Raw genomic sequence first — 22,558 nt, 5'->3', positions numbered from 1 at the left:
ATCGACCTTCAAGATACAACAGGCTGTCCTCAACCGCTACTAGGGGCCGTTTGGTGTTGTCGCGGGAATGGGAGACAGTGATTACAGCGCGCAAAAAAACCGGACTCGATCATCCGCGGTGAGGCGGAAAGATCTGAGTCCGGTTCCATGTCGCAGTTTCGCCGCTCGTTAGAGAACGGCAATTCTGATCAATCGATTAGGCTTCCGGTTTCGGAGCGGGAGCCGGGGCCGGGGCTTCTTCGGCCGGCGGAGCCGGGGCCGGAGGAGCATCTTCGACGTGCGGAGCAGCCGAGGATCCTGCACAGCTGGGCGCTGGGGCACAGCAAGTGGCAGCCGGGGCACAGCAAGTGGCCGGAGCACAGGCGGGCTCGCAGGTCGGTGCCGGAGCACAGCAAGTCGGGGCCGGGGCACATTGAGCCGGAGCACAGCAGCTGGCCGGGGCGCAGCAGGTGTCAACCGGAGCACAGCAGGTGTCTACTGGACCACAGCAGCGGTTCTTACGGTGCTTCTTCTTGAACCAGCTGTGCTTGACTTTCTTGAAGCAGCCTTGCTCTTGGTAGCATCCACAGCTCTTTTTGTGGCCACCGAACAGACCGGCTTCGACTTGATTTCCACCCGTCAGAGCCAGTCCCGCCAGCATGGCGAAAACGGCCGACAATCCCAAAACTTTGCGACTCATCGTAGTCCTCCTGCAGTTCACTCAAATTGGAAAGTTGCTAAACCACTCAAACGAAAATCCAACCCAACTCGGGTTCGCACCAGCCCGCCAACAGGACAGACAGGGATGTTTGCGTAGGTTGCCTGGGATGCAAGGTTCCGGGCAACCAGGATGTACATATAGGATATGGCTGCCTCGCCATATCTCTTGAAAACCCCCAGACCATCTGAAGGCTCCAATGTGTTGATTCGTGTTACGTATATAGATAGGGAAGAAGGCTTAGGATGTCAAAGACAAACAGCCATTTTGGGAAAAATATAGCAAATTTACTTGTTGGGCACCCAACCGGTGCTGGTGGTCGCACGTGCACTAATTGTGCCGGAAAGCGCGGGATGATTCAAAAAGGCGTCACAGCACAGTCGTTACAACTCCACCCACTTTGAACCTGGAGAGTCGCGTCAGCCCAAAGGCAGGCCTATGATGGGCTTTGGGAATTGATTCCCGTTGTCCACAACTGTGTTCCCGACATGCTGTTGATTCTCAAAGGCCGCCCGAAACGTGATGTCTAATTCCCGTACCCCATCTCAGTCACAGATCGCTTGGCAAGTGGGGGAGATACCGATCCCGTTGGGGCGCTTCCCCAAGCTGATGGGGATTGTGAACACCACCCCCGATAGCTTTTCCGATGGCGGGCAGTTTTGCGAAGTCGATGCGGCGGTCGCGCATGCCTTGGAACTCGAAGCGGCGGGCGCGGACTTTTTGGATATTGGCGGCGAATCGACACGACCCGGTGCGGAACCGGTTTCCGCAACTGACGAATTGCGACGCGTGATTCCCGTTGTCTCACGTCTGGCCGGCGAAGTGTCGGTCCCGATTTCAATCGATACCACCAAAGCCGAAGTCGCTCGGCAAGCACTCGCCGCCGGCGCAACAATCGTCAACGACATCTCGGGACTAACTTTCGACCCGCAAATGCCGGCGGTCTGTGCTGCGTCAAACTGTGGCGTGATCGTGATGCACATTCAGGGAACACCCCAGACCATGCAGAACGATCCGCATTATGAAAATGTGATCACTGAAATCTGCGACCACTTCACCGCTCGGCTTGAGGAATTGGCCGCAGCGGGGATTGCTAACGAGCGAATCGTGTTGGATCCGGGAATCGGATTTGGCAAAACGGCGGAGCACAACCTGCAGATCCTGTCACACATCGGCCGGTTTCGAGAATTGGGTTGCCCGGTCTTGATTGGTCATTCCCGCAAACGGTTTTTAGGCAAGGTCCTGGGAAAACCACTCGACGAACGAGTGCATGGCACCGCCGGCGTTGCGATTGCCTTGGCCCAACAAGGGGTCGATATCATTCGCGTCCACGACGTGGCGGCCGTGGGGGATTGCTTGACGGCTTGGCAGGCGGTGATGGAGCGAGTTGAAGGCTGAGGGCGTCTCAACGCCGACACCCATCCGCCCTGGAAAGTCGTCGTCTAATCTGGTCCAATGGAAGAGAATGCTACGTTCTTCTCGCTGCAGGAAAACCGCATGTTTACGTCAAACGGTCTTCGACGTTTCGCCGTGCTGTTGACGGTCGCTCTCTCGATCGGGGGGCAGGCTTGGGGGGACGATGCGGCAACAGCGCAACCGCCACGCATCGACTTTGCGCGCGACGTTCAACCGATCTTCGCCGAGCATTGCCTGGCCTGTCACGGTGAGAAGGTGCAGGAGGCGGAATTTCGCGTCGACGACAAACAGCTTTTCCTGCGCGGCGGCGATTCTGGCAATGTGGTCGTTCCCGGCCAGAGCGGTGAAAGTTTACTGCTGGCACGGATCCTCAGTGACGACCAAGGGGATCGCATGCCGCTGGACGCCGATCCACTGACCGCAGCGCAGATCGCGACGATTCGTGCCTGGATCGACCAGGGCGCCGATTGGCCCGACGATGCAGAAGCCGGCACGATCCGGCATTGGGCATTTGAAAAACCGATTCGTCCGGAACTTCCATCAGTGCATCATCAAGATTGGCCGCTCAATCCGATTGATGCTTTTATATTGGCGAAATTAGAAGCGGACAATCTGCAGCCCTCGCCAGAGGCGAGCAAGGAGCAATTGCTGCGACGCGTTTCGCTGGATCTGATTGGGCTGCCGCCGACGATTGCCGAGATCGATGCGTTTTTGGCCGACGACAGTCCCGATGCCTATGAGAAGGTCGTCGACCGGTTATTGGCGTCGCCACAATACGGCGAGCGTTGGGCGCTGCCTTGGTTAGATGCGGCAAGGTTCGCCGATAGCAATGGGTATCAGCGCGACGGGCGGCGCGAGGCTTGGTCGTATCGCGATTGGGTGATTCGCGCGCTGAACGACAATATGCCGTTTGATCAATTCACGATCGAACAAATCGCCGGCGACTTACTCCCGGAGGCGACGCTGCCGCAACGGATCGCCAGCGGATTTCATCGCAACACGATGGCCAACGTCGAGGCGGGCACCGATGTCGAGGAACAACGTGTGTTATCGGTCTTTGATCGCGTGAACACCACCGGCACGGTCTGGTTGGGGCTCACGGTCCAATGTGCTCAATGCCACGACCATAAATATGACCCGATCTCGCAAGCGGACTATTACCGGCTGTTCGCGTTTTTCAACAATACCGAACCAGAGATCGAAGTCGATAACCGCAATCGCGATTTCGTGGGCCCGAAAATGGAACTGCCCGAACCGCAACAGAAAACGGCGCAGCGACGTTTGGTCGATGCCGAATGGAAAGCGGCCAACGAATCGCTCAAGGTCCTCAAATCGCAACTCGTCAAGAACCTTGCGGCTTGGGAAACCGACCTGCCGTACCTGGAGGAGGGCGGCGATAAAATTCCACAGAACATTCGCGCGATTTTGAACCTAGCTGCGGAGAAACGAGATTCTAAACAGCAAAAGCAACTGACTGAGTTTTACCTGCGGCAATTCGCCTCTTATCAAAAACTGGCGGATCGTCAGCAGGAACTGAAATCACGATCCGAAGAACTGGCGGTGGAGACGACCTTGGTAATGTCCGAGCAGGATCAACCGCGGATGACACACGTGTTCAATCGTGGGAATTTTCTCAATCCCGGTGAAGCGGTCCAGCCAGGCACGCCGTCGGTGCTGCATCCCTTCACGGCCTCCGCCGAACCAAACCGTTTGGACTTGGCCCGCTGGCTGGTCGATCAAGACAATCCGCTTGTCGCCCGCGTGACGGTGAATCGGTTTTGGGCGGAGTTTTTTGGGCAGGGGCTGGTCAATACGCCCGAGGATTTCGGTACGCAGGGCAGCCGCCCCACGCATCCGCAACTGCTCGACTGGCTGGCCACGGAATTCATGGACAGTGGCTGGAACGTGAAGGCGATGCACCGGCTCATCGCCACGTCCGCTACGTACCGTCAAGCCTCAAAAATCACTCCTTCACTGTTAGAGCAAGATCCGTACAATCGACTGTATGCGCGGGGGCCGCGTTTTCGCATGCGGGCGGAATTGATTCGTGACAACGCGCTGGCGGTCTCCGGATTGCTTAGCGACAAAATGCACGGTCCGCCGGTGTTTCCGCAACAACCAGAGGGGATTTGGAATCACATCGGCCGCACAAGCAACTTGTGGAAAACCAGCACGGGCGAAGATCTGTATCGCCGCGGCGTGTATGTCTATTGGCGGCGCACCGTCCCCTATCCCAGTTTCGTTAATTTCGACGCTCCCAGTCGTGAAGCGTGCGTGGTCCAGCGGAGTCGTTCCAACACGCCGCTACAAGCGCTGACGCTGATGAATGATCCGGTATTTGTCGAAGCGGCAGCGGCGCTGTCGCGACGGTTGCTGACCGAACATCCGGAGGCCTCACCCACCCAACGTGTCAATTACGCGTTTCGCCTCGCGACCGGTCGCCGTCCCCATGCTGCGGAAACGGCAATCCTCACGGAGCGGTATGAACGGGAATTGGCACGCTATCAACAGGACACAGCCGCAGCGGAAAAAATAGCGGACACCTGGAACGCCGACGAAAACATCGACCCCGCCGAATTCGCTGCGTGGTTGCATGTTGCCAACATTCTGTTGAATCTGGACGAAGTCATCACCAAGGGTTAACGGCGAAACATTTTTATTATGCACGATCTGTTCCAACAATACGCCACCGCCCTGCGTCGCCGTGAGTTTCTACGGCGGTCGGGGATCGGGATTGGATCGATCGCGCTTTCCGGCTTGCTCGAACAAGAACAGGCGCAGGCAAAAGCGCCGGCCATTCCGCAACCGCATTTTCCGGCAACCGCCAAAAGCCTGATCTATCTGCACATGGTCGGCGCGCCGTCGCAGCTTGAGTTGTTCGACGACAAACCGGTGTTGCGCAAACATCACGGCCAACAATGTCCGCCGGAATTGCTGGAGGGGCAACGGTTCGCATTTTTGCAAAAGGACCCCAAACTGCTCGGCAGTAATTTCAAATTCAAAAAATGGGGAGAGTCGGGATTGGAGATTTCCGAACTCTTGCCGCACTTGGGAAGTGTGGCCGATGAAGTCTCGGTGATCAAAACCTTGAAGACGGAAGAATTCAATCACGGGCCGGCGCAGGTTTATTTGCACACCGGATTTGGCCAACAGGGGCGGCCGAGTCTGGGGTCGTGGTTGACGTACGGGTTGGGGAGTGAGAGCAGCGAATTGCCGGCGTTTGTGGTGTTGGTTACAGGGCTGACGCCCGGCGGAGGGACGTCGCTGTGGGGGAGCGGGTTTTTGCCGTCGGTGCATCAAGGCGTGCAGTTTCGCACCAAGGGCGACCCGGTGCTGTTTGTTTCCAATCCGGAGGGAATTGACACAGCGGCGCGGCGGCGGATTGTGGACGACATTCGTCGCCTCAACGAATTGCAATTGGCCGAAACGGGCGATCCCGAAATTGCCACCCGGATCGCGTCCTACGAAATGGCATTTCGCATGCAGGCCAGCGTTCCAGAACTGATGGATATCACGGGCGAGCCCAAACACATCCAGGAAAGTTACGGCATCAAACCGGGCGCGCCGAGTTTTGCGAACAACTGTTTATTGGCGCGGCGATTGGTCGAGCGAGGCGTGCGGGTGGTGGAATTGTACGATCAAGGCTGGGACCACCACGGCAACGTCGCCGCAGCTCTGCGGAACAAATGCAAACAGGTCGACCAACCCATCGCCGCCATGATTCGCGATTTGCGACAGCGGGGCTTGTTGGATGAAACGTTAATCGTGTGGGGCGGCGAATTCGGCCGTACGCCGATGTTGCAAGGAGACGTGAACAAAAAACCGGGCCGCGACCACCACAAGGACGCCTTCACCATGTGGCTGGCCGGCGGCGGCGTGAAAGGGGGCGTAACGGTCGGCAAGACCGACGATTTGGGTTACCACGCCGTCGAAGACCCCCGCGACATCCACGACCTGCACGCCACGATTTTGCATTTGATGGGCGTCGACCACGAGCGACTAACGTTCAAATTCCAAGGCCGCCGCTATCGTTTAACCGACGTCGCCGGCCGAGTCGTCAAGCCGCTGTTGAGCTAAACCACCGAAAAGTTGTGCGCCGCTCTCCAACGCTGTGCGCGGGTCTCCCGACCCCGCACTCCCCCACCTCTGTTGTGCGCGGGTCTCCTGACCCCGCACCCAACCGACCGTAGGTCTCCCAACGGAGGCATGAGGCTTGAGGGAACAGGCGTGAGGTTGGCAAGGAGAATCAAACTTTGGTGTGCGCAGCGAGCAAATCCCGCGAGAAGCCGCAATGTGTGCGGTCCTTGTCCCGCCAAAATTCCCCGGTATGGCACGTTCAAATTGCGGCTTCTTGTGCCTAACGGCACACGGATTGCCGCTGGCAATCCGTGCTACCCTATGAACCAACCCAATGTTGTGCGCGGGTCTCCTGACCCCGCACCCAGCCGACCGTAGGTCTCCCAACGTAGGCATGAGGCTTGAGGGAACAGGCGTGAGGCTCGCAGACAAAATCAAACGAGCCCCCAAGCCTAGGCTCCCCCCCCCCTATTTTCAGGCCACCGGCCACTCGCCACCGGTCACTCCCCGCCTCTGTTAAGCGCGGGTCTCCTGACCCCGCACGCAAGCGTTACTTCATGGTTTTCAGAATCCTGAGATCACCGGCGACGCGCGTGTAACGCGTGTGGAGTTGAGCCTTGCGGACTTCATCCTTGGTCTTGTCTGCCTGATTCATTTCAAGTTTCAAAGCGTTCAACTCCGCCTCCAGCGACTCCTGGAGGATTTCGGCGATGGTTTGCATTGTTTTTAAGCGTTCCCGCATCGAGGCCAGTTTTTCGGCGGCCTTCTCATACTCCGCTTGTGGGACGACTCCCCTTTCATTGAGCTTTTGAACGCGTTCATAGGCGCGTTTCGCCGAGTCAAGTTCGCTGTGCGTTTGGGAATAATCGGTCGCCAATTTGATCACGTCGTGATGCGTGGAGGGCAAAGGGGGGCTGTCGGGGACAGGTTCGATTTGACCTGGCTTTGTAGGGACTGAGGGTTTGCGGCGAGGAATCGGTATCAGTGTCTGCTTCGCTGACGGGCGCGAGGCGTTGTCTGTCGGTGTATCTGGCTGCGGCGGTTTATACGCTTCGGCGGATTCTGATATTTCACCGGGGACCGGCGTGCCTTGTGGGTATGTGTTGTTTGCCGGCACGATGACCGTCTCTGCCACAAAGCCGGTCTCGTAGACCGTCTCTCCGTCCGGTGTTTCGCGTGCGACTTTGACCGGGACGCGTTTGATCACGGTGCGGGTCCCACGTTTGGGCGGCGTAGCGACGGGGCCTGGCTTCGGCGTTTGGTCGTGCCAACTATGATCTGCGGTCGGTTTTGCTGTTGTGGATGGGGTTTTGGGTGTCCCGTCCCAATATCTTGATACGTCAGAGCCGCCTTGTTGCTTTTGGAGTTCCTTGTCGTTCTTGGCAAGCTCGGCCATGGTTATTTTTAACCCTTCGGTATTGATGGTTGCCGTTTTATAGTTATTAAGCAATACCTCTATGACTTGATTCCAAGTTGCTGCGCCGGGAAAGTCCAATGCTTTTCGCACTGTTTCAGACGCTTTGTCGTCTGGATTTATATTGGCAGGTAGGTTTGTGATTGCTTGGGTCAGTTTTTGAACCTGGCCCTCGAAGTCTGGCAGAAGTGACTCCAGATTCAATGTCAACAACGCGGCGGACGCTGCGTTGTCGAGCATACCCATTGATTCCATCACCCTGAGAATCGAATCCTTACGATTGTCGGAGAGCTTCATGATTTCCTGAACGAGCGGCAATTCGGCTTCATTGATGGGGCGCCGAAGTATGTTTTTATAAAGACGCTCGATTATTTCCCGATCTGATGAGTCTACATCCGTTAACAACTTGCTAATTTCTCGTTCCTTGTCGGTCACTTGCCGGTTGATCAATTGCAGCCGCATGATCAGGATGTCACGGTGCATCGATTTGAGCACTGCAAGCATCTCATCGGGCTTAACCACATCTTCACCCCAACGTCGCCCATTTCGGAAGGGGTTATGCGACCTTTTCTTCGGCAGCGCTGTTCCCGGCTTAGCGACTTTTCCGTCTCCAATACGCAGTAAACCATTCCCCTCGCCACCGAATTCACCGTCATCGTCCGCCCTGCGTCCACCTAAACCGAAAATTTCACGTACGCGGTCGTCTACGGGTTTGGCTGGTGTGGCTCTGGCATCCGGAGTCTCTTCGATGGTGTCGGATTGCTTCTCGCCGACGTCCGGGACATCCACAGAGACCGGTGTTTCGGTGTTTGGTGGATTGGCTTGGGCATCCGGGGCCGCTTCGACCGTCTCGACTGGCTTATCACCATCATCCGGTTCCGCTTGAACCAGACGCACCCCCAGCGTGCTGCTGAGTAGGAGCACCGCGACGGCGGCTGTCAGCGTGGTGAGCAATCGCCAGCGGCGGGTGCAAGTTGTCATCAACGGGGTTTGGCGACGGACGAGCATTTCCATTCTCCTGTAAAATTGGGTGGGCGAGCTAAATATTCCAACCGTGCCGACGTGGGCCATGCCACGGCGGCCTTGTTCTTTGACTAAGGCGATCAGTTCTCCCGCATAGGCGGTTGTCGACGAATGCCCTGCCGCCCAGTCGTCGGCGACCAGTTCGGCTGCCAGATACGTGCGGCTGCGGATCCACCAGTACAGCGGATGGACGTACAGCAAGGGCAGGGCGAGGTTAAACAGCACGCGGCCCCGTTGGTCTCCCTGCTGGAGGTGGGCCAATTCGTGTAGCAGAATCTGCCGCAACTGGTCCGCGCGGCTTTCTTCACAACATTCCAACGGCAACACTATCGTCGGCCGCCACCATCCACACGAAAAAGCGCGGCGGCATTTTGAGGAGACCAACAAACGCGGCAGCGGGTCGCTCGATAGCGAGGTATACAGATCCTGCAACCAGCCGTGCGGCGAAATCGCCAGCCGGGTCAGACGAAACAACAACAACCATCCCAGCACGACCCACGCCACACAAAGTGCCGCGCCGCCCAGATAGAGAGCTGCTACGATTTGCCGCCACGAAAACCCTTCGACAGCGAGCGCCGCGCCGGGGGATGATGGTGCAATCATCGGTGCCGCCACGACGGCAACGTTTGCCTCGAATGTTGGTGGTGAATCTTTCAGCGGGAGATCGCTGTCGACCAAGGGAAGCACCGGATGTTCGGCATCGAGCTGCGCCAACTGCTCAAGAATCTCCGCTGTTTCATGAATCCGCGCGGCCTCGTCGGCCAATCGTTCTTGCGCGATGGCTGCTGGGATCGGGGGATCGGCAATCGTCGCTTCCTCTGGAATTTGTGTCGCAATTGTTGGGAGCGGTGTTTGCGGGAGCAATTCGCTCGTCGAGAAGCGTGGCAAGGGGATGCAGGCGATGATCATCCAGGCCATGACCGCCACAATTGTCAACTCGCCGGCGCGTTGCCGATTGATCGGTGCGCGATGCAGCAAGAGGGCTACGCCGCCGACGGCCAATAACGCCGATGCACCAGTGATCAACATGCCGCCGTGGATCTCCAGAAAATGCAAGGTCTCGTTCACGATCGTTCCCCTTTCTGCGAATTCTGGTTGGCGTTTTGTTTGGCCGTCTGCAGCAACTCTTCCAAGCGAGCGATTTCCGCTGTGGTCGGCTGTTGGGCGGAAATGACCGACTGCACCATCTGGTCGATGGCGCCGTCGAAGACACGGTCCAGCAGATTCGTGGCCAAGTTGCGATTCGTCTGGTCCCGTTTGACCAGCGGGCGATAGATGAACGAGCGGCCAGCGACGCGATGGGTGACGAGCTGTTTCTCTTCCATCGTTCGCAAAAACGCCTGGACGGTGTTTTGCACGATCGGAGCCGAGCGACTCATCTCCTCGTAAACCTCGCGGACGGTTGCTTCGCCGCGAGCCCATAGGATTTTGAGGATTTCCAGTTCCCGCTCCGTAGGTGTTCGATGGTCGACCATGCCGATGGTCCTCTCCTGGACAGTAGTCTCATTAAGCTTATTCGGCTAAGCTTAACCGGGCTGTCGTAGTTTGCAAGACCAATATCAAGACATCTCGCGAAAAAATCCGATTCGGGATAAGATCCCCGCCATGTGGAAACAACTGACAATCTGTGGCGTGACGGCAGCCATCGCGGCGGCGTTGTTCGTGAAATCGAGTGACACAGGCTGCGGAGTGCTGCGCGGGCATACGCACGAGGTGTTCACCTTGGCATTCGCTCCCGACGGCAAAACCCTCGCCTCGGGCAGCGGCGATTTTCATCTAGATCCTGAAACCGAACAGTTGCTCGAATATGGCGAGTTGAAGTTCTGGAACATGGACTTACGGACCGAAATGGCAGCCATCGAGTCCACGGCTCGGTTTTGGGCGGTCGCGTTTTCTCCCGATGGCCAATGGGCCGTCACCGGCGGCGGGGTGCAAGGCCAACGGGCGGGGGTGATTCAGGTGTGGGATTGGCAAAACAAAAAACAACTGGCCGCCGTCACACAAGATTGGTTGGTGCAGTCACTGGCGATCTCGCCGGACGGCAAGCGACTGGTAACGGTCAGTTACGGCTCGCAAGCGATACTGTGGGATTTACCCGGCCTGGAAAATCCGGTGGTGCTTGAAGGGCATACAGACGACGTCAAATCGGTCGCGTTTTCTCCCGACGGTTGGTCAGTGGCGACGGGGAGTTGGGATGGCACGGTGAAACTGTGGGACGTCGAAACAGCGCGTTGCACCTCCACGCTCCAAATGGATGGGACTGCGCGTTCGGTCTCCACGGTCGCGTTTTCGCCCGATGGCGAAACCATTGCTGCTGGCTGTGGGACCATCAATCAACGCAATGCCCAGCAGTGCGGAGCAGTGACCTGTTGGGAAATCGCCTCCGGCACCCAAACCGTCACGCTGCCGCACAACGAATACATCACATCGCTGGTCTTTTCACCCGATCGACGCACATTGATCTCGGGCAGTCGCGACGGTGTTGTCCGACTGTGGGATTATCGTGCGGGAACCGAGTTAAAAACGATTCCACATGCCGGGCCGATCGAATCGATCGCGATATCAAACGACGCAAAACTTCTAGCAACCGCCGGCCGCGAACGAGAATGCGCGATTCGGTTGTGGAATCTAGAGCGTCTAGTTGGCAAAGTTCGCGCGACGCCGCCCGTTGCGATGGTGCCAACTGGCGACAGCAAACGCCGTTAAAGCGATCAGCGCCAAGTTGAGTGAAACTCTCCCGTTCATTCGCATCCGGTGAGTAGGGTGCTGTCACCAATGTCGAGCGAAAACCCTCACCCCGGCCCTCTCCCAGAGGGAGAGGGAGGTTGTTTAGACGCCAGCGAAAGGTGCGTCACGACGCACGCTACACGTTGCATCACGCCCAGCGACCAACGGGAGCGGCCTATGCCATTTCGAGCGGAAGCTCGCACCCAGCGGCTGTGCCGCATGCTTAGGCCCAGAATTTGTCGCCGTGCCAGTTCATGGGGGGGCAGGTTTCGACTTCGATGTCGCCGTTAACGGTGGTTTGGCAGGCGAGTCGCATTTCGTCTTCGTGGCCGATTTTGGCCATGGCCATCAACGGGTTGTGCAGCGGCGTCATCCGCTCCAGGATGCCCTCTTTGCTTGTGTTCTCCATCCCCTTTTTGATCAACACGCGGCAGGAACCACAGAAGGAGAATCCGTGGCAATTGAGCAGCGCGTGTTTATGAACTCCAGGATAGAGTTCAACGCCAGCCTTCAAGGCTTCTTTGCGTAAGTTAGAACCAGCGGGGACTTCGAGAGTCCGTTTTTCTTTGATGAATTTGATCGTGGGCATCGGGAGATTTCTTCCGCTGACGGCGGTGTCGGTTGGAACTTACGTGTCGAAATGGTGCCGAAACCATTCTCCACAGCTTCGTGCTCCCCGATGATAAATAGTCCCCGCCACAAATTCCAGTGAAGCCACAGCGAGGAGCACACATTCTTTCGGGGCAGTTACTTACTTTCGACTTCCGCTTTGGGAGCAATCTTGCGGGTCCCCTCACCTTGGCGGGCTTTGAGGTCGAAAAGTCCAAAAATTTCGGACGCATTCAGACTCAGCGAGGCAATCGTGCTATCCCCGTCGCCCAGGACACGGGCGAAAATTTGGCGTTTTTCGTTGAGCACGCGGTCGATTCGCTCTTCGATCGTGTTGTTGCAGATGAATTTAGTGACGATCACCTGGCTTTTTTGACCAACGCGGTGCGCCCGGTTGATCGCCTGGTCCTCCACCGCAGGATTCCACCAGCGATCGTAGAGAAACACGTAGCCTGCGAATTGTAGATTCAGGCCGACGGCGCCGGTCCCGTAGCTCATGAGCAACAACGGGCAATTGGGATCCTCTTTGAATTGGCTGAGGATCGGTTCCCGTTTTTTAGTGGGGACTTTGCCGTGATAGACCAGCGGATTGAAGCGTTTTAGCTTTTCATCGAGCCAGTCAATGCACTTGGTCCATTGGCTGAACAAAATGGCTTTGCCGCCGGAGTTGGAAATTTCTTCCATGTCGGCTTCCAAGCGATCCAGTTTCGCGCTATCGCCGGTGAGTGGATCGAAATTGGTGATTTGTTTTAGCCGCAGCACCAACTCGAAGACGTGTTGGACGGAAATTGATTCGCCCATTTCGTTGAGTTGGATCACACCGTCACGTTCGGCCGTGTCGTAGGCGTGTTGTTGTGCGGGGTTGAGATCCAGGTGGGCATCACGATCCAGGCGGGGAGGCAGATCGGACATGACGAGGTCTTTGGTCCGCCGCAGGATGTAGTGATCCGCCAGTTGCGTGAGCCCCTTCATGTCAGGGTTGCTGCGGGGCGGGATGACCTCCATGAATTCAAACAGCGATGCCAATTCCTCAGGCCGGTTTTCAATCGGCGTACCAGTCAGCGTCCAACTGCGGCGGCGGGGAATGCTGCGAATCATCGCTGCTGTGCGTGAGTCACGGTTTTTGATCCGCTGCGCTTCATCCAAAATAACGAGATCATACTTGGGAGGATCGTCGCCAAACGCTTCGAAGTCGCGGACGACGACTTCGTAGTTGGCCAACAGAATCGGAACGCCGGGCATATTCCAGAGCATGTTGCGGCGGGCGGAGTCCCCTTCCAACGTGGTGATCGGCAGTTCCTCGGCCCACAATTTGAATTCACGCTGCCAGTTGGGAATCAGCGGCTTGGGGCAGACCAACAGCACGCGGCGGACTTGTCCGCTGCGGAGCAACAGCCGAATCGCAGTGATGGTTTGCATGGTTTTACCCAGCCCCATCTCGTCGGCCAACAGGGCCGCCTTCTGCGAGAACATCCAGCCGATTCCCTCGTATTGGTAGGGGAACGGCTCAAACGGCATGATCAATTCCTGCCCGGCCAACCAGGTTTCCAGTGGCGGTTGCAGGACGTAGAACAATCGGTCTTCGAGCGAGAGTGCGTCGCTGGGAGGTTTGATGCGTGTCGGTTTTGGTTTTTCGCGTTCCGAACCGCCCCGCGCCTTCGGGGGTTTAATACGTTTGAGGTTCTCGGATTCCTCGGGGGATTTCGGCGGAGGGAGAAACTCCATACCGTCGGGGAACGTCAACTTGGTCGTTCGCACGCCGCTTGAAGTGGGTCGCCATCGGGGGCTGAAGGTGACACGCCCTAAGAGCGGAACATTTTCACATTCCAACTTTGGCGTCCGCCGCAGCGCGCCGTTGAGTCCGGAGGCGAAGACATTGGCCGCGATGTCCAGCGGCATGGTGGTGATCTGCGGCGCAGCAATGGCCGATTGCGCATCGTGTTTTCCGTCGATGCGCACGATCCCGTTTGTGCCTGCAGACGCAGGACGAATGATCGAAGTGGATGGAGTGGACGATTCAGAGGGCGGCGATGTATTCGGCAACGCTTCCCATGTCTTGACATCCGTTTCAGGCATTGGGCGATTGGGCGTTGAAGGATTCACGCTGCGGCTGTGCCTCCGGTCGCTTGACGGAGCGCTTCTTCGACGCGCTCAAATGGTTCCAACAGATCGACATCATCAGGCAATGCGGTCAGTTTGTTTTCGAGTTGACTGCGGTCGCTGCCATAATCTGCATGCGTGATTAAGGTTTGTCGCCCGAAGGCAAAACCGTTTTTAGCGGACTCGTGGTCGTGGACTACAACCATGGCCAAACTCGCGGTGATGTGTTCGCGAAGTTCAAGTAGTGCTGCTTCGGTGATGAACACGATATGCGGTTTCACGCCTGCTTTTTCCAGCAACGTTTTCCCGATGAGCTCCGCCAAAACAAACGGCTGCAATGTCGGCCCGTAGAGTACTTCCTGTGTGCGATTGGGTTTAACGGGGTTGGTGCATTGGAATTCCAGCGGTCGTCCCAGATGGTTCGTCACCAGTAGGCCTCCCATGAAGCCTTGTTGCGGCACTTGGATGGCTGTCAAAAAACCCAGCCGCAGTTTGTCCTGCCGATCGGCTGCCGTCATGAATGGTTATCCTTGGTTGTCATGCAGTGTCAGAAATTCTTGGTCTGCAGCTCCGTCACTTTGCCAACTGCTGCCGGGACGCACCGTTATCCCAAAACCGGTTGTCAATCATTCCGGTATGGAAGTCATCGTCGTCTCTTGGATGCCGACTTGAGGAGTTGTCGGGGTTGTGAGATGGGACGGTCGGTCAACGCGCGTGATGCGTGGTTTAAGAGGGGGGATTTGCGTCACCAGTGGCGTCTTTGTCGGGAAGTGTTAACGACGTCAACGTTGAGTTTTCGGTCGAGGACTGTTGATCCTCGTCCACCCAGGGCAACAATTCGTCACTGGGATCTTCTTCAAGATAGACTTCATGGAACGGGTTGGCGTCGACGCTGCGGCGAAGTAGGAAATAAATCATGGTTGCAGCGCTCCAGAAATAACTGTGCGCAAATGCGACGACAAAGGTTTCCAACACGCTCATCCAACCCGCCGCGAGTTTGTTTTGCAGGATTTTGTTAGACCCCATGCCCCAGGTAACTCCCCAGTCGGCCATATACGCAGCGAAACCGGCGAGATGGAAGACAAGAAATGTTGCCACAACCCCGCTCAGGACCGCGATCGCCACCAGCAGAACGTAATAGACCGGCTTGGCGAACACATAACCGTAAGCACGCGTCAATCCATCAGGAGCATCACTCCCCTCGACGCTAATGGTGGCAAACATCAACGGCCAACCGACAGCCAGCCCGACCAACGTCAACGCCATCAAAAACCCCAGTAGCAATACGATGCCCCAACAGGCGCCCACAATCCACGGACCGGCGGTGGGAATTCGCCCCACAAGTCCGGCGAGCAGGCAGAGTCCCCACAACAGGCCGATGCCGCTCAAGGGAATTAAGGGAGTCGAGAAATACGATAAAAACCGGCGGACTGAAAACTTGAGTGCGTCCATGAGCCCCGTATTGCGATCCGTGCCGATTTGCACTGCAGCAATGCGAGTGATCGCACCGGCAAAGACGGCCCAGACAGCTAACGTCCATAACAATTGAGTCCACGACAATGCCAGTTGCGACCATGACGCATCGGAGCGAAAGAGAATTTGCACTGGGCGCACGACAGTATCCAGCGGACTCAATACGCGGGTCCAAGATTTCCAATCCGCGCCGAACGGCTTACCGAATGCAGCAGCTTGTTGCGCTGGGGGCAGCTCGGTGGGATCGGCTGATCCGAACGTGAAAATTTTCGACTGGGGATGAATGGCTTCGGGGGTGGCGAAGGGCAATTTGAGGATGCACCAATTTCCGCCCCATAGCAGTAGCAGGGCAGCGACGGCCAGCAGTAGCTTTTGCAAATCCACGGCAATCCGAAAGATTTCAAACATCCGCAGCCAAGGGCAGAGCTGTCGAAAATGGACCGTGTCGACGGCCATGCTGGTAGACTGCGGAATCGTCGGAGGATCCGAAGACGTGGGGGCGGGCACAACTAAACTTTCGGGAATGAGTGGAGCGATTCGTTGAGAAGCATCAGGTTGAGATTAAACTTTGTTCCCCGCTTGGCGACAAGCCCGCTTGTCGAGTTTGACCAACTCCTGGGCCATGTTCCGGAAGGTCTCGCTCCAGGGAGCATCGGTTTCGCGTCGAAACAGTCGCAAAGACTCATACCAATAACTGTTCGTGCCGGATGTCCCCCAACGCCAATCGGCGGAGTCGGGAAGTGCCACCCAAGTGGGGACTCCCAATCCACCCGCCATGTGCACGGTCGAATTGTCGACGGAAATCACCAGATCGAGTGCGGCGATCTGGGCGGCGAAATGATCGAGATCCACAAGCGGATTCGCGTCGTCCCAGTCGTGCACCACGAAGCCGTATTGTTGCCGTAATGTTTCTAGTTCGTCACGGCAATCGCCGTATTGCAGATTGATGAAGGCAATGTCGCGTTGCACCAATAACGGTTGCCAGAGCGCCAACGTCGTGGAGCGCCGCTGACGATCATTGGCCGCAGCCCCGCCTCGCCAGGAGATGCCCACACGGAGTTGGGCATTCAATTGCTCAAACCGATCACTCCAGTTGCGGACCTGAGCAGCGTCGGGCCGCAGATAGGCGGTCGATGCAAGGCCGTCTCCCAGGCTCGTGGCTGAATACCGAGGCAATTCACCGGCGGCCGTTTGGAAATCAACCGGGCCGATACGGCCGCTGGCGAGAAACGACTCTGCATCGCGTGTGGCAATGACCGTGGTGCCGGGGAACGAACGCGCGAACAATTCTACTAACCGAGTTTCACAAACCAGCACGCAGGCCTTCGCTTGCCCAATGACCTCTGCGAAGCGCGAGGCCAACATCAATTCGTCACCGACACCTTGTTCGCCATAGACCAGCAATGTCTTACCGCCTAACGCTTCACCTTGCCATTCGGGGATGGATAATTGGGGTTTTCTCGCGCCGCTGCGCTGCCAGCGCCATTGGTAGTCAGGCCAGGCGGCCTCGAATTGTCCGCGGCGAAAATTCGCCAGTGCGCGGTTGTAATGTGTCTCGACATGTTGCGGGTTCAGTGCGATGCATTGGCCAAAACGCGCGGCTGCTTCATCGTCGCGATTCAGTGCGTACAGGGCGGTGCCCAGATTATTGTGTCCCTCAGCAAAATTGGGCGACAGATTGACGGCTTGTTGGAAAAACGCACGGGCTCGTTCGGCCGCGCCACGGCGCAGCGCGATCTGCCCTCCGTTGGAGAGAGTGGGGACATGGCACGGATCGATGATCAGCGCAGCGCGGCAGGATTGTTCGGCTTCCTCAAGTTTTTCCGCGGCCAGATAGGCGTGCGCCAAATTGCTCAGCACATCCGCCGATCTGGGAAGTCCGCGTCGCGCGATGCGGAATGCTTCAATGGCCGCTTCGGGTTCGCTCAGTTTATTGAGCGCCAAGCCGAGATTGTTAGCCGCTTGCGGAAATTCGGGATTGACTTTCAAGGCCGCGCGAAAACATTCCGCTGCTTCGCTGTTTCGTTCATCGGCCAGTAACAGTAATCCCAAACCGTTCCAGATTGTGGTATTCGGAGCCGCATGGGCGAGTGCTGCCCGGTAGGTCGCTTCGGCGTCCGCGGTTTGCCCCAGTTTTTCATGAACGGCCGCCAATTCGGTATAACTCTCGACGCTCTGAGGCGCTAATTCAGTGGCCCGTTGGAACGATATGGCGGCATTTGAAAAATCTCCCAGCGCTTTGCGGACGCGTCCCAAGCTGTGGTGTGCGAAGGCGAAACCGGGATGATGCTCTAAGGCGGTCTGCAGTAACTGTGCCGCGTCGTCGAGTCGCCCGTCCTGAATGGCAATGTGCGCCAAACCGACCAGGGCGGTTGGATGGACCGGCGCGAATTTTAGGATGCGGCGGTAATCGGCGGCGGCATCATGCACGCGGCCGTTGATATGCAACAGCTTAGCTCGCCCCAAATGTCCATTGAGATGTTGAGCATCGATGCGAATCACTTCGCCGTAATGCGCCAAGGCTTCGACAGTCCGGCCTTGAGTTTCACAGGTTTGTGCCAACTGAAATCTCGCATCGGCATTGCGTTGAATAAGGGCCGATGTATCAAGATGAGTATTTTCGGCGACCGCGTGTTGTTCGTCGCGATTCAGCTGCGTTGCCTGCGAAAATGCTGGGGTTTGGCTTTCCATGATCCATCCCAAAAGTACAAATAGGCCCGGTTTCACCCGTGTCGAACGTCGGGGGAGATTGGTGAAAGCACTCTTTAGCAAGAATCGGCTTTTTTAGGCACCTCAATACACGTGAGCCGGCAACCTTGTTTTGCATTTTCAATCAGGCGTATTGCTTTTTATGCCTCCGTTTTGAGATGTGGCGGCGAGTGGCTTCGTCTATTCGGTTTTTACGTTGTTTGTTAACATCCGTTCTCTTTCCAGAATTTTTCTGACACGACGTTTCAAAACCCTCTGATGCGTTCCGCTGAAACAGATCTGCAAGTTTCTGAAATCACCGCAACTGGGTTTTGAAATTCGTCTTAGTCCCTATCCCTTTCCACAGGAATTGCCTCTCCCGTGGCGGTTCGATTCCAGACTGACGGAATGTCTCCCAGGCTGTTCGCACGACAGTCCGATTGGTGGAATTGCGCGCTGATAGCGTTGATGATCATTGGGCTGGGCGGTTGTCGTTGGATGCGCAATCTCGTGCCGGGCAACAGAGCGCGCGAATCACAAATCGCTGCGGATGATTTGTCGCGTTCGAAACGTGGCGACGGAACGGCAAATTTCGCGTCAATGCATTCGGACAATCCTGACACCTATGTGCGTTCGGCAGAACAGGCGATGCAGCGGCAGCAATTTGACGAGGCTGCGCAGCACGTCGCCCGGGCTTTGGAGTTAAATCCGAACAGCAGCGCGGCCTGGGCGCTCAAAGGGCAACTCGAAGAACACTCGGGGCAGGATGCGGAAGCCATCAGCGCGTATCATCGTGCGGTGTCGTGCGACGTGCAGAATTCAGAGGCCGCGTTGCGATTGGCCGCGATTCAGATCGACCATGGCCGCGCAGCCCGTTCGGCGCCGGTCCTGCGAGAGGTTATCCTTTGCCCCTTGTCGACTGAGGAACAAAAGTCGCGCGCACAATGGCTGTTGGGTGTGGCCTATGTACGGACGGCCCGCTGGAAGCAGGCGATCCCCGCGCTGGATGCTGGAGCGCGGACGCGGGACATGTCTTCCGATGATTGGTATCTCGTCGCGATGGCGCGGTTTCGCGCGGGAGATTTCAACGGAGCCCGCCGAGACATTGAAAGGCAATTGGCATTACATCCCGGTCACAACGGATTTGCATCGCTGCTGGCCGATTTGAACTATACCGAAGCGAATCGCGGGGAAATCCTTCCGGCCACCAATTTCGAGGTGCCGGAAGAATCGCCCGCGATATCCGCGCCTCCCGTGTTGCCTTGAATCAAACACGGGGTGCATCGCTATTTGACCCGTTTCAACACGTACTTGCGAGTCGGCGGAACATTGGCAGCAAAGATTTGCTCCTCAATCTCCTGTGCAGCCTTCTCGTGAGCCACGACGCGTTCTTCCATTCCGGCGACCTTGGCTTCGATCCCGGCGACCAGTTTGGCCAGTTTTTCATTGTCCGGATCAGCCTTCAACGCGCGTTGCTGGCGATCGAGTTGTTGAAACTTGCTCCATTCTCCGCGCAATGAGCGGACGGGACCTTCGTTGCGCTTTTTGTTCAACATGGCGACTTCCAGTGCCTGTTGATACTGCGGCGTTTTGTCATTGGCTTGCAGTTCAATGTGCCGCGCTAGCCCTTGGCTGCGATAGCTGCCGACGACTTCTCCATCGATCGACAATTCATATTTTCCCGACGGCAGACCGTGCACGGCCAAGGCTTCGCGGCTCATACGGTGACCCAATTTGAGCAGCTTGACGGCAACTTCTGCGTCGGAGGGCAGGACCCAGGGTAGACTATTGGCGGTCCACTCGAAGGAGAGCGTGTCATCGGCGAACTCGAGGTTGGCGACTTCCCCGCCGACCGCTCTGGCCTTGGCTTTGCCTTTGGGATTGATGTTGATGTTGATATTGGAGACACCCTTCTTCGCGTTCATGTCACTCAGAATCGCGTAGGCCATCACCAACTGTCCCGCTGGGCCGGGATGAACGGCGTCGGGGATCATTGTGAAGTTGGGATCCGTGTCGCGCTGCTGCAGCGTGAGGTTATTCAGCGGGCTCCACATATCCACAAATCCGTCGCCATTTTTCACGGCGATTTCGCGCAACCATGTGCCGTAATAGGCGAGCACTGAGTTGTACAATTCCAATCGTTCCGCCGGGGTGGCTTCGAGCCGTTTGGGATTGAGTCGGACGGCGCGGGAATCAAACATGGTGGGGGTCATGAGGATCGGCGTCGCACCCGTATCGCGAATCTGCTGGACGACCTCCTGCATGTCTTTGCGATAGGTCTGAAAAATTTCTTCGTTGTAGGGGACGTATCTGCCATCGTTCATACCGAGCAATACGGTGACATATTTGGGTTTGTAAGCGGCAACGTCCCGGTCAAAACGGGCCAATGCATCGAGGGCTTTGGCTCCCCCGACGCCGGCATTGTGGAATTTGATTCGCAGCTTGGGGTAACGGGTGTAGAAATAATCTTCGACGTACTGCGTGTACAAACATTGGTGCGTGATGCTGTCACCCAGAAACACCAGCGTGTCCCCATCCTGTAGATCGAGCTTAGTCACCGGAGCCGGTAACTCATCGGCCATTGCCGGAAGGCAGGGCGCAAACAGTGCTGCCATCAGCATCATCAAAAACAGTCGCGGGAATCGTTTCATAGCTGTCGTCCTCATTGAAGTGGAAAAAGTGAAAGTTGTTTCTTAACCAGCGGGGGCCTGATCCTTTGTCGAACGCGGTCCCTCAATCCTGCAGTCGCTTACGCATGGCATCGATGCCGTCACTATAGACGTCCAATACGCGCGACCGTTCTTGGGGGTCGGCAAAGTTGGATTGCTTGTCGATTTGTGCGCGGATTTCGGTCATCTCCTGGATCATCCCTTCAGCGACTTTCCGATCCACATACCGCCGACCGTTGCGAACAATGTGGATTGCGCTGGTATGGGCGAAGAGGTCTTTGCCAAACTCATTTGTGTTCACCGGTTCTGTTAATTCGGTATCCCCTGCCAAAGGTGGAGCCGGTGTTCTGAGGGCCAACCAGCAGGGTTGATCCGTTTCGAGAGTTACGTTGAGTCGGGCGACGAAATGGTTATTCTGCCGCTCGGCGGGTGCGGAATCAACCACGTTGCCGTTTTTGATCAATTCCAGCCGTTTGAAGTCATGTCGGCCCCAACCACGGGCTTCGATCTTGAGTGGCTTTCCGTTGTCGATGTCGATCGTACTTCCTGGGCCGTGGCCGTTGACGGTAAATTCCAACAGCGGACCGTTGGTGATATACGTCTTTCCCGAAGAGAGTGCTGCCAGCCACCCGGCGGGGGTCACATATTTTCCTGCAGCCACGTAGACGCGGGAGAAGTCGTAAATAAACCAATCGGTGCCGGTTGAAAATGGCACGTCGATACCGGCATTCAAGTAGCGGTAGAAACTCTGTTTGTAACTGGAATGGATGCCGCCATCGAAGATGTTTTGCGCATCGATGCGGTCGGTGGCCCAATTCGCAAGGTCCTCCAGCCCCCAATCGTTGTGGCACCAAACGACCGTTGCCCCATCGCCGCGTGCGGTGTCGATGCCGCGCTGAATGGGCAGTCCATCGGTGCCGAGTTTCATGATTCCCGGACCGATGCTGACCGGTTGGATCAACTCTTTGATGTTCAAGAACATCACATGGCCGTATCCCTCGCCCCCGCCGCCGTAATTGTGACGATGCTCTTCGCCGTTGCCAAATCCCGTTCCCGACGCTTTTGATAAACTCGCCAAATCGTCGGCAGTATAGCTGTTCGAGGTGTACTCGTGGTCGGCGCCTGCGCGTTCCAGATAGGAGAGGAACACGATGTCCAATCCGTCCGCGCGGGGGATCTCAGTGAGGTAGCGGTCCACCTCGGCGCGGCTGAGTTTCATGAGATGCAGATGCGTATTGGCCGAGCGAAACCCGCGGTCAGCGGCGTTGTAAAACCGATGCAACGGAATAGAAAGTGTGTGCTTGGTCTTGTCGCGCAGATCGACCTCGATCCGTGTGGTTTCGGTTTCGAGTCCGGAAAACGCTTCGATCGTCAAGAGTTGTGCGGGAAGTGTGAGCGTTGTCGATTTGGTGAGCACAGCCCAATGTTGGATCGGTTCCCCTGCCTTTAATCCGAGTCCTCGGGAGAGCAACTCGTGGACGTTGACCACCTCTCCGGTCGCGGTCGTGACCTTGATTTGTCCCGCAAGCGGAGCACCGGTTTGCGCGTCGATCAGCGAAATGTCGAGTGCGCATGTTTGTTCAGCTCGACGTGCGGCGATGAGGGAGACTGCGATCATCAACACGCAACTGACGGCAAGCGGAAGCCGCATTCCTACGCTCCTTT

General features: G+C 56.8%; 15 protein-coding genes. 5 read left to right on the top strand and 10 right to left on the bottom strand.

Annotated features, from left to right (window positions below):
• Nucleotides 1–196 precede the first annotated feature (196 nt).
• The gene (locus Mal52_RS16305) at nucleotides 197–679 is read right to left on the bottom strand and encodes a hypothetical protein (protein WP_145377246.1); all 483 of its coding nucleotides are present in this window, start codon (nucleotides 677–679) and stop codon (nucleotides 197–199) included.
• 540 nt (nucleotides 680–1,219) lie between these two features.
• On the opposite strand from Mal52_RS16305, the gene folP reads away from it, so the two are divergent.
• The 3 genes from folP to Mal52_RS16290 all read left to right on the top strand — a co-directional run bounded on the left by folP (nucleotide 1,220) and on the right by Mal52_RS16290 (nucleotide 6,190).
• Nucleotides 1,220–2,095 (top strand): dihydropteroate synthase, encoded by an 876-nt coding sequence (folP, locus tag Mal52_RS16300; RefSeq protein ID WP_231962373.1) that lies wholly within the window; start codon nucleotides 1,220–1,222, stop codon nucleotides 2,093–2,095.
• 99 nt (nucleotides 2,096–2,194) lie between these two features.
• Nucleotides 2,195–4,756, top strand: a complete 2,562-nt coding sequence (locus tag Mal52_RS16295; protein WP_145377245.1) for a DUF1553 domain-containing protein — start codon at nucleotides 2,195–2,197, stop codon at nucleotides 4,754–4,756.
• Between the two features lie 18 nt (nucleotides 4,757–4,774).
• A complete protein-coding gene (locus tag Mal52_RS16290; protein WP_145377244.1) occupies nucleotides 4,775–6,190 on the top strand; it encodes a DUF1501 domain-containing protein in 1,416 nt (471 codons plus the stop codon).
• A gap of 550 nt (nucleotides 6,191–6,740) precedes the next feature.
• On the opposite strand, the gene Mal52_RS16285 is transcribed toward Mal52_RS16290, so the two are convergent.
• Both Mal52_RS16285 and Mal52_RS16280 read right to left on the bottom strand, forming a co-directional pair.
• A complete protein-coding gene (locus tag Mal52_RS16285) occupies nucleotides 6,741–9,695 on the bottom strand; it encodes a M56 family metallopeptidase (RefSeq protein ID WP_145377243.1) in 2,955 nt (984 codons plus the stop codon).
• Nucleotides 9,692–10,102, bottom strand: a complete 411-nt coding sequence (locus tag Mal52_RS16280; RefSeq protein WP_145377242.1) for a BlaI/MecI/CopY family transcriptional regulator — start codon at nucleotides 10,100–10,102, stop codon at nucleotides 9,692–9,694. The genes Mal52_RS16285 and Mal52_RS16280 overlap by 4 nt, the downstream gene beginning before the upstream one ends.
• Nucleotides 10,103–10,232: 130 nt before the next feature.
• Here Mal52_RS16280 and Mal52_RS16275 point away from each other — a divergent pair, with 130 nt between their 5' ends.
• Nucleotides 10,233–11,333, top strand: coding sequence for a WD40 repeat domain-containing protein (locus Mal52_RS16275; protein ID WP_145377241.1), 1,101 nt, complete (start codon nucleotides 10,233–10,235; stop codon nucleotides 11,331–11,333).
• A gap of 244 nt (nucleotides 11,334–11,577) precedes the next feature.
• Here Mal52_RS16275 and Mal52_RS16270 read toward each other — a convergent pair whose 3' ends face one another.
• The 5 genes from Mal52_RS16270 to Mal52_RS16250 all read right to left on the bottom strand — a co-directional run bounded on the left by Mal52_RS16270 (nucleotide 11,578) and on the right by Mal52_RS16250 (nucleotide 18,227).
• Nucleotides 11,578–11,943 carry a 2Fe-2S iron-sulfur cluster-binding protein gene (locus Mal52_RS16270; protein WP_145377240.1) on the bottom strand — a complete coding sequence of 122 codons (366 nt, stop codon included), beginning with the start codon at nucleotides 11,941–11,943 and terminating at the stop codon, nucleotides 11,578–11,580.
• A 158-nt stretch (nucleotides 11,944–12,101) separates the two neighbouring features.
• Nucleotides 12,102–14,039, bottom strand: coding sequence for a DEAD/DEAH box helicase (locus Mal52_RS16265; protein WP_145377239.1), 1,938 nt, complete (start codon nucleotides 14,037–14,039; stop codon nucleotides 12,102–12,104).
• A 23-nt stretch (nucleotides 14,040–14,062) separates the two neighbouring features.
• A complete protein-coding gene (locus Mal52_RS16260) occupies nucleotides 14,063–14,581 on the bottom strand; it encodes a hypothetical protein (RefSeq protein WP_145377238.1) in 519 nt (172 codons plus the stop codon).
• Between the two features lie 208 nt (nucleotides 14,582–14,789).
• Entirely contained in the window at nucleotides 14,790–16,043 is a 1,254-nt protein-coding gene (locus Mal52_RS16255) for a hypothetical protein (RefSeq protein WP_145377237.1), read from the bottom strand.
• A 54-nt stretch (nucleotides 16,044–16,097) separates the two neighbouring features.
• Nucleotides 16,098–18,227: a tetratricopeptide repeat protein gene (locus Mal52_RS16250; protein ID WP_145377236.1), complete on the bottom strand. Its 2,130-nt coding sequence runs from the start codon at nucleotides 18,225–18,227 to the stop codon at nucleotides 16,098–16,100.
• A 378-nt stretch (nucleotides 18,228–18,605) separates the two neighbouring features.
• On the opposite strand from Mal52_RS16250, the gene Mal52_RS16245 reads away from it, so the two are divergent.
• The gene (locus tag Mal52_RS16245) at nucleotides 18,606–19,490 is read left to right on the top strand and encodes a tetratricopeptide repeat protein (RefSeq protein ID WP_145377235.1); all 885 of its coding nucleotides are present in this window, start codon (nucleotides 18,606–18,608) and stop codon (nucleotides 19,488–19,490) included.
• A gap of 20 nt (nucleotides 19,491–19,510) precedes the next feature.
• On the opposite strand, the gene Mal52_RS16240 is transcribed toward Mal52_RS16245, so the two are convergent.
• Together Mal52_RS16240 and Mal52_RS16235 are read right to left on the bottom strand one after the other, a co-directional pair.
• Nucleotides 19,511–20,875, bottom strand: coding sequence for an SGNH/GDSL hydrolase family protein (locus tag Mal52_RS16240; RefSeq protein WP_197534248.1), 1,365 nt, complete (start codon nucleotides 20,873–20,875; stop codon nucleotides 19,511–19,513).
• Between the two features lie 82 nt (nucleotides 20,876–20,957).
• Nucleotides 20,958–22,544, bottom strand: a complete 1,587-nt coding sequence (locus Mal52_RS16235) for a CehA/McbA family metallohydrolase (RefSeq protein ID WP_145377233.1) — start codon at nucleotides 22,542–22,544, stop codon at nucleotides 20,958–20,960.
• Between the last annotated feature and the right edge of the window lie 14 nt (nucleotides 22,545–22,558).

Origin of the sequence: Symmachiella dynata (genome assembly GCF_007747995.1) — a bacterium.
GTDB lineage: Bacteria > Planctomycetota > Planctomycetia > Planctomycetales > Planctomycetaceae > Symmachiella > Symmachiella dynata.
This window is presented reverse-complemented; position numbering and strand designations above follow the sequence as displayed.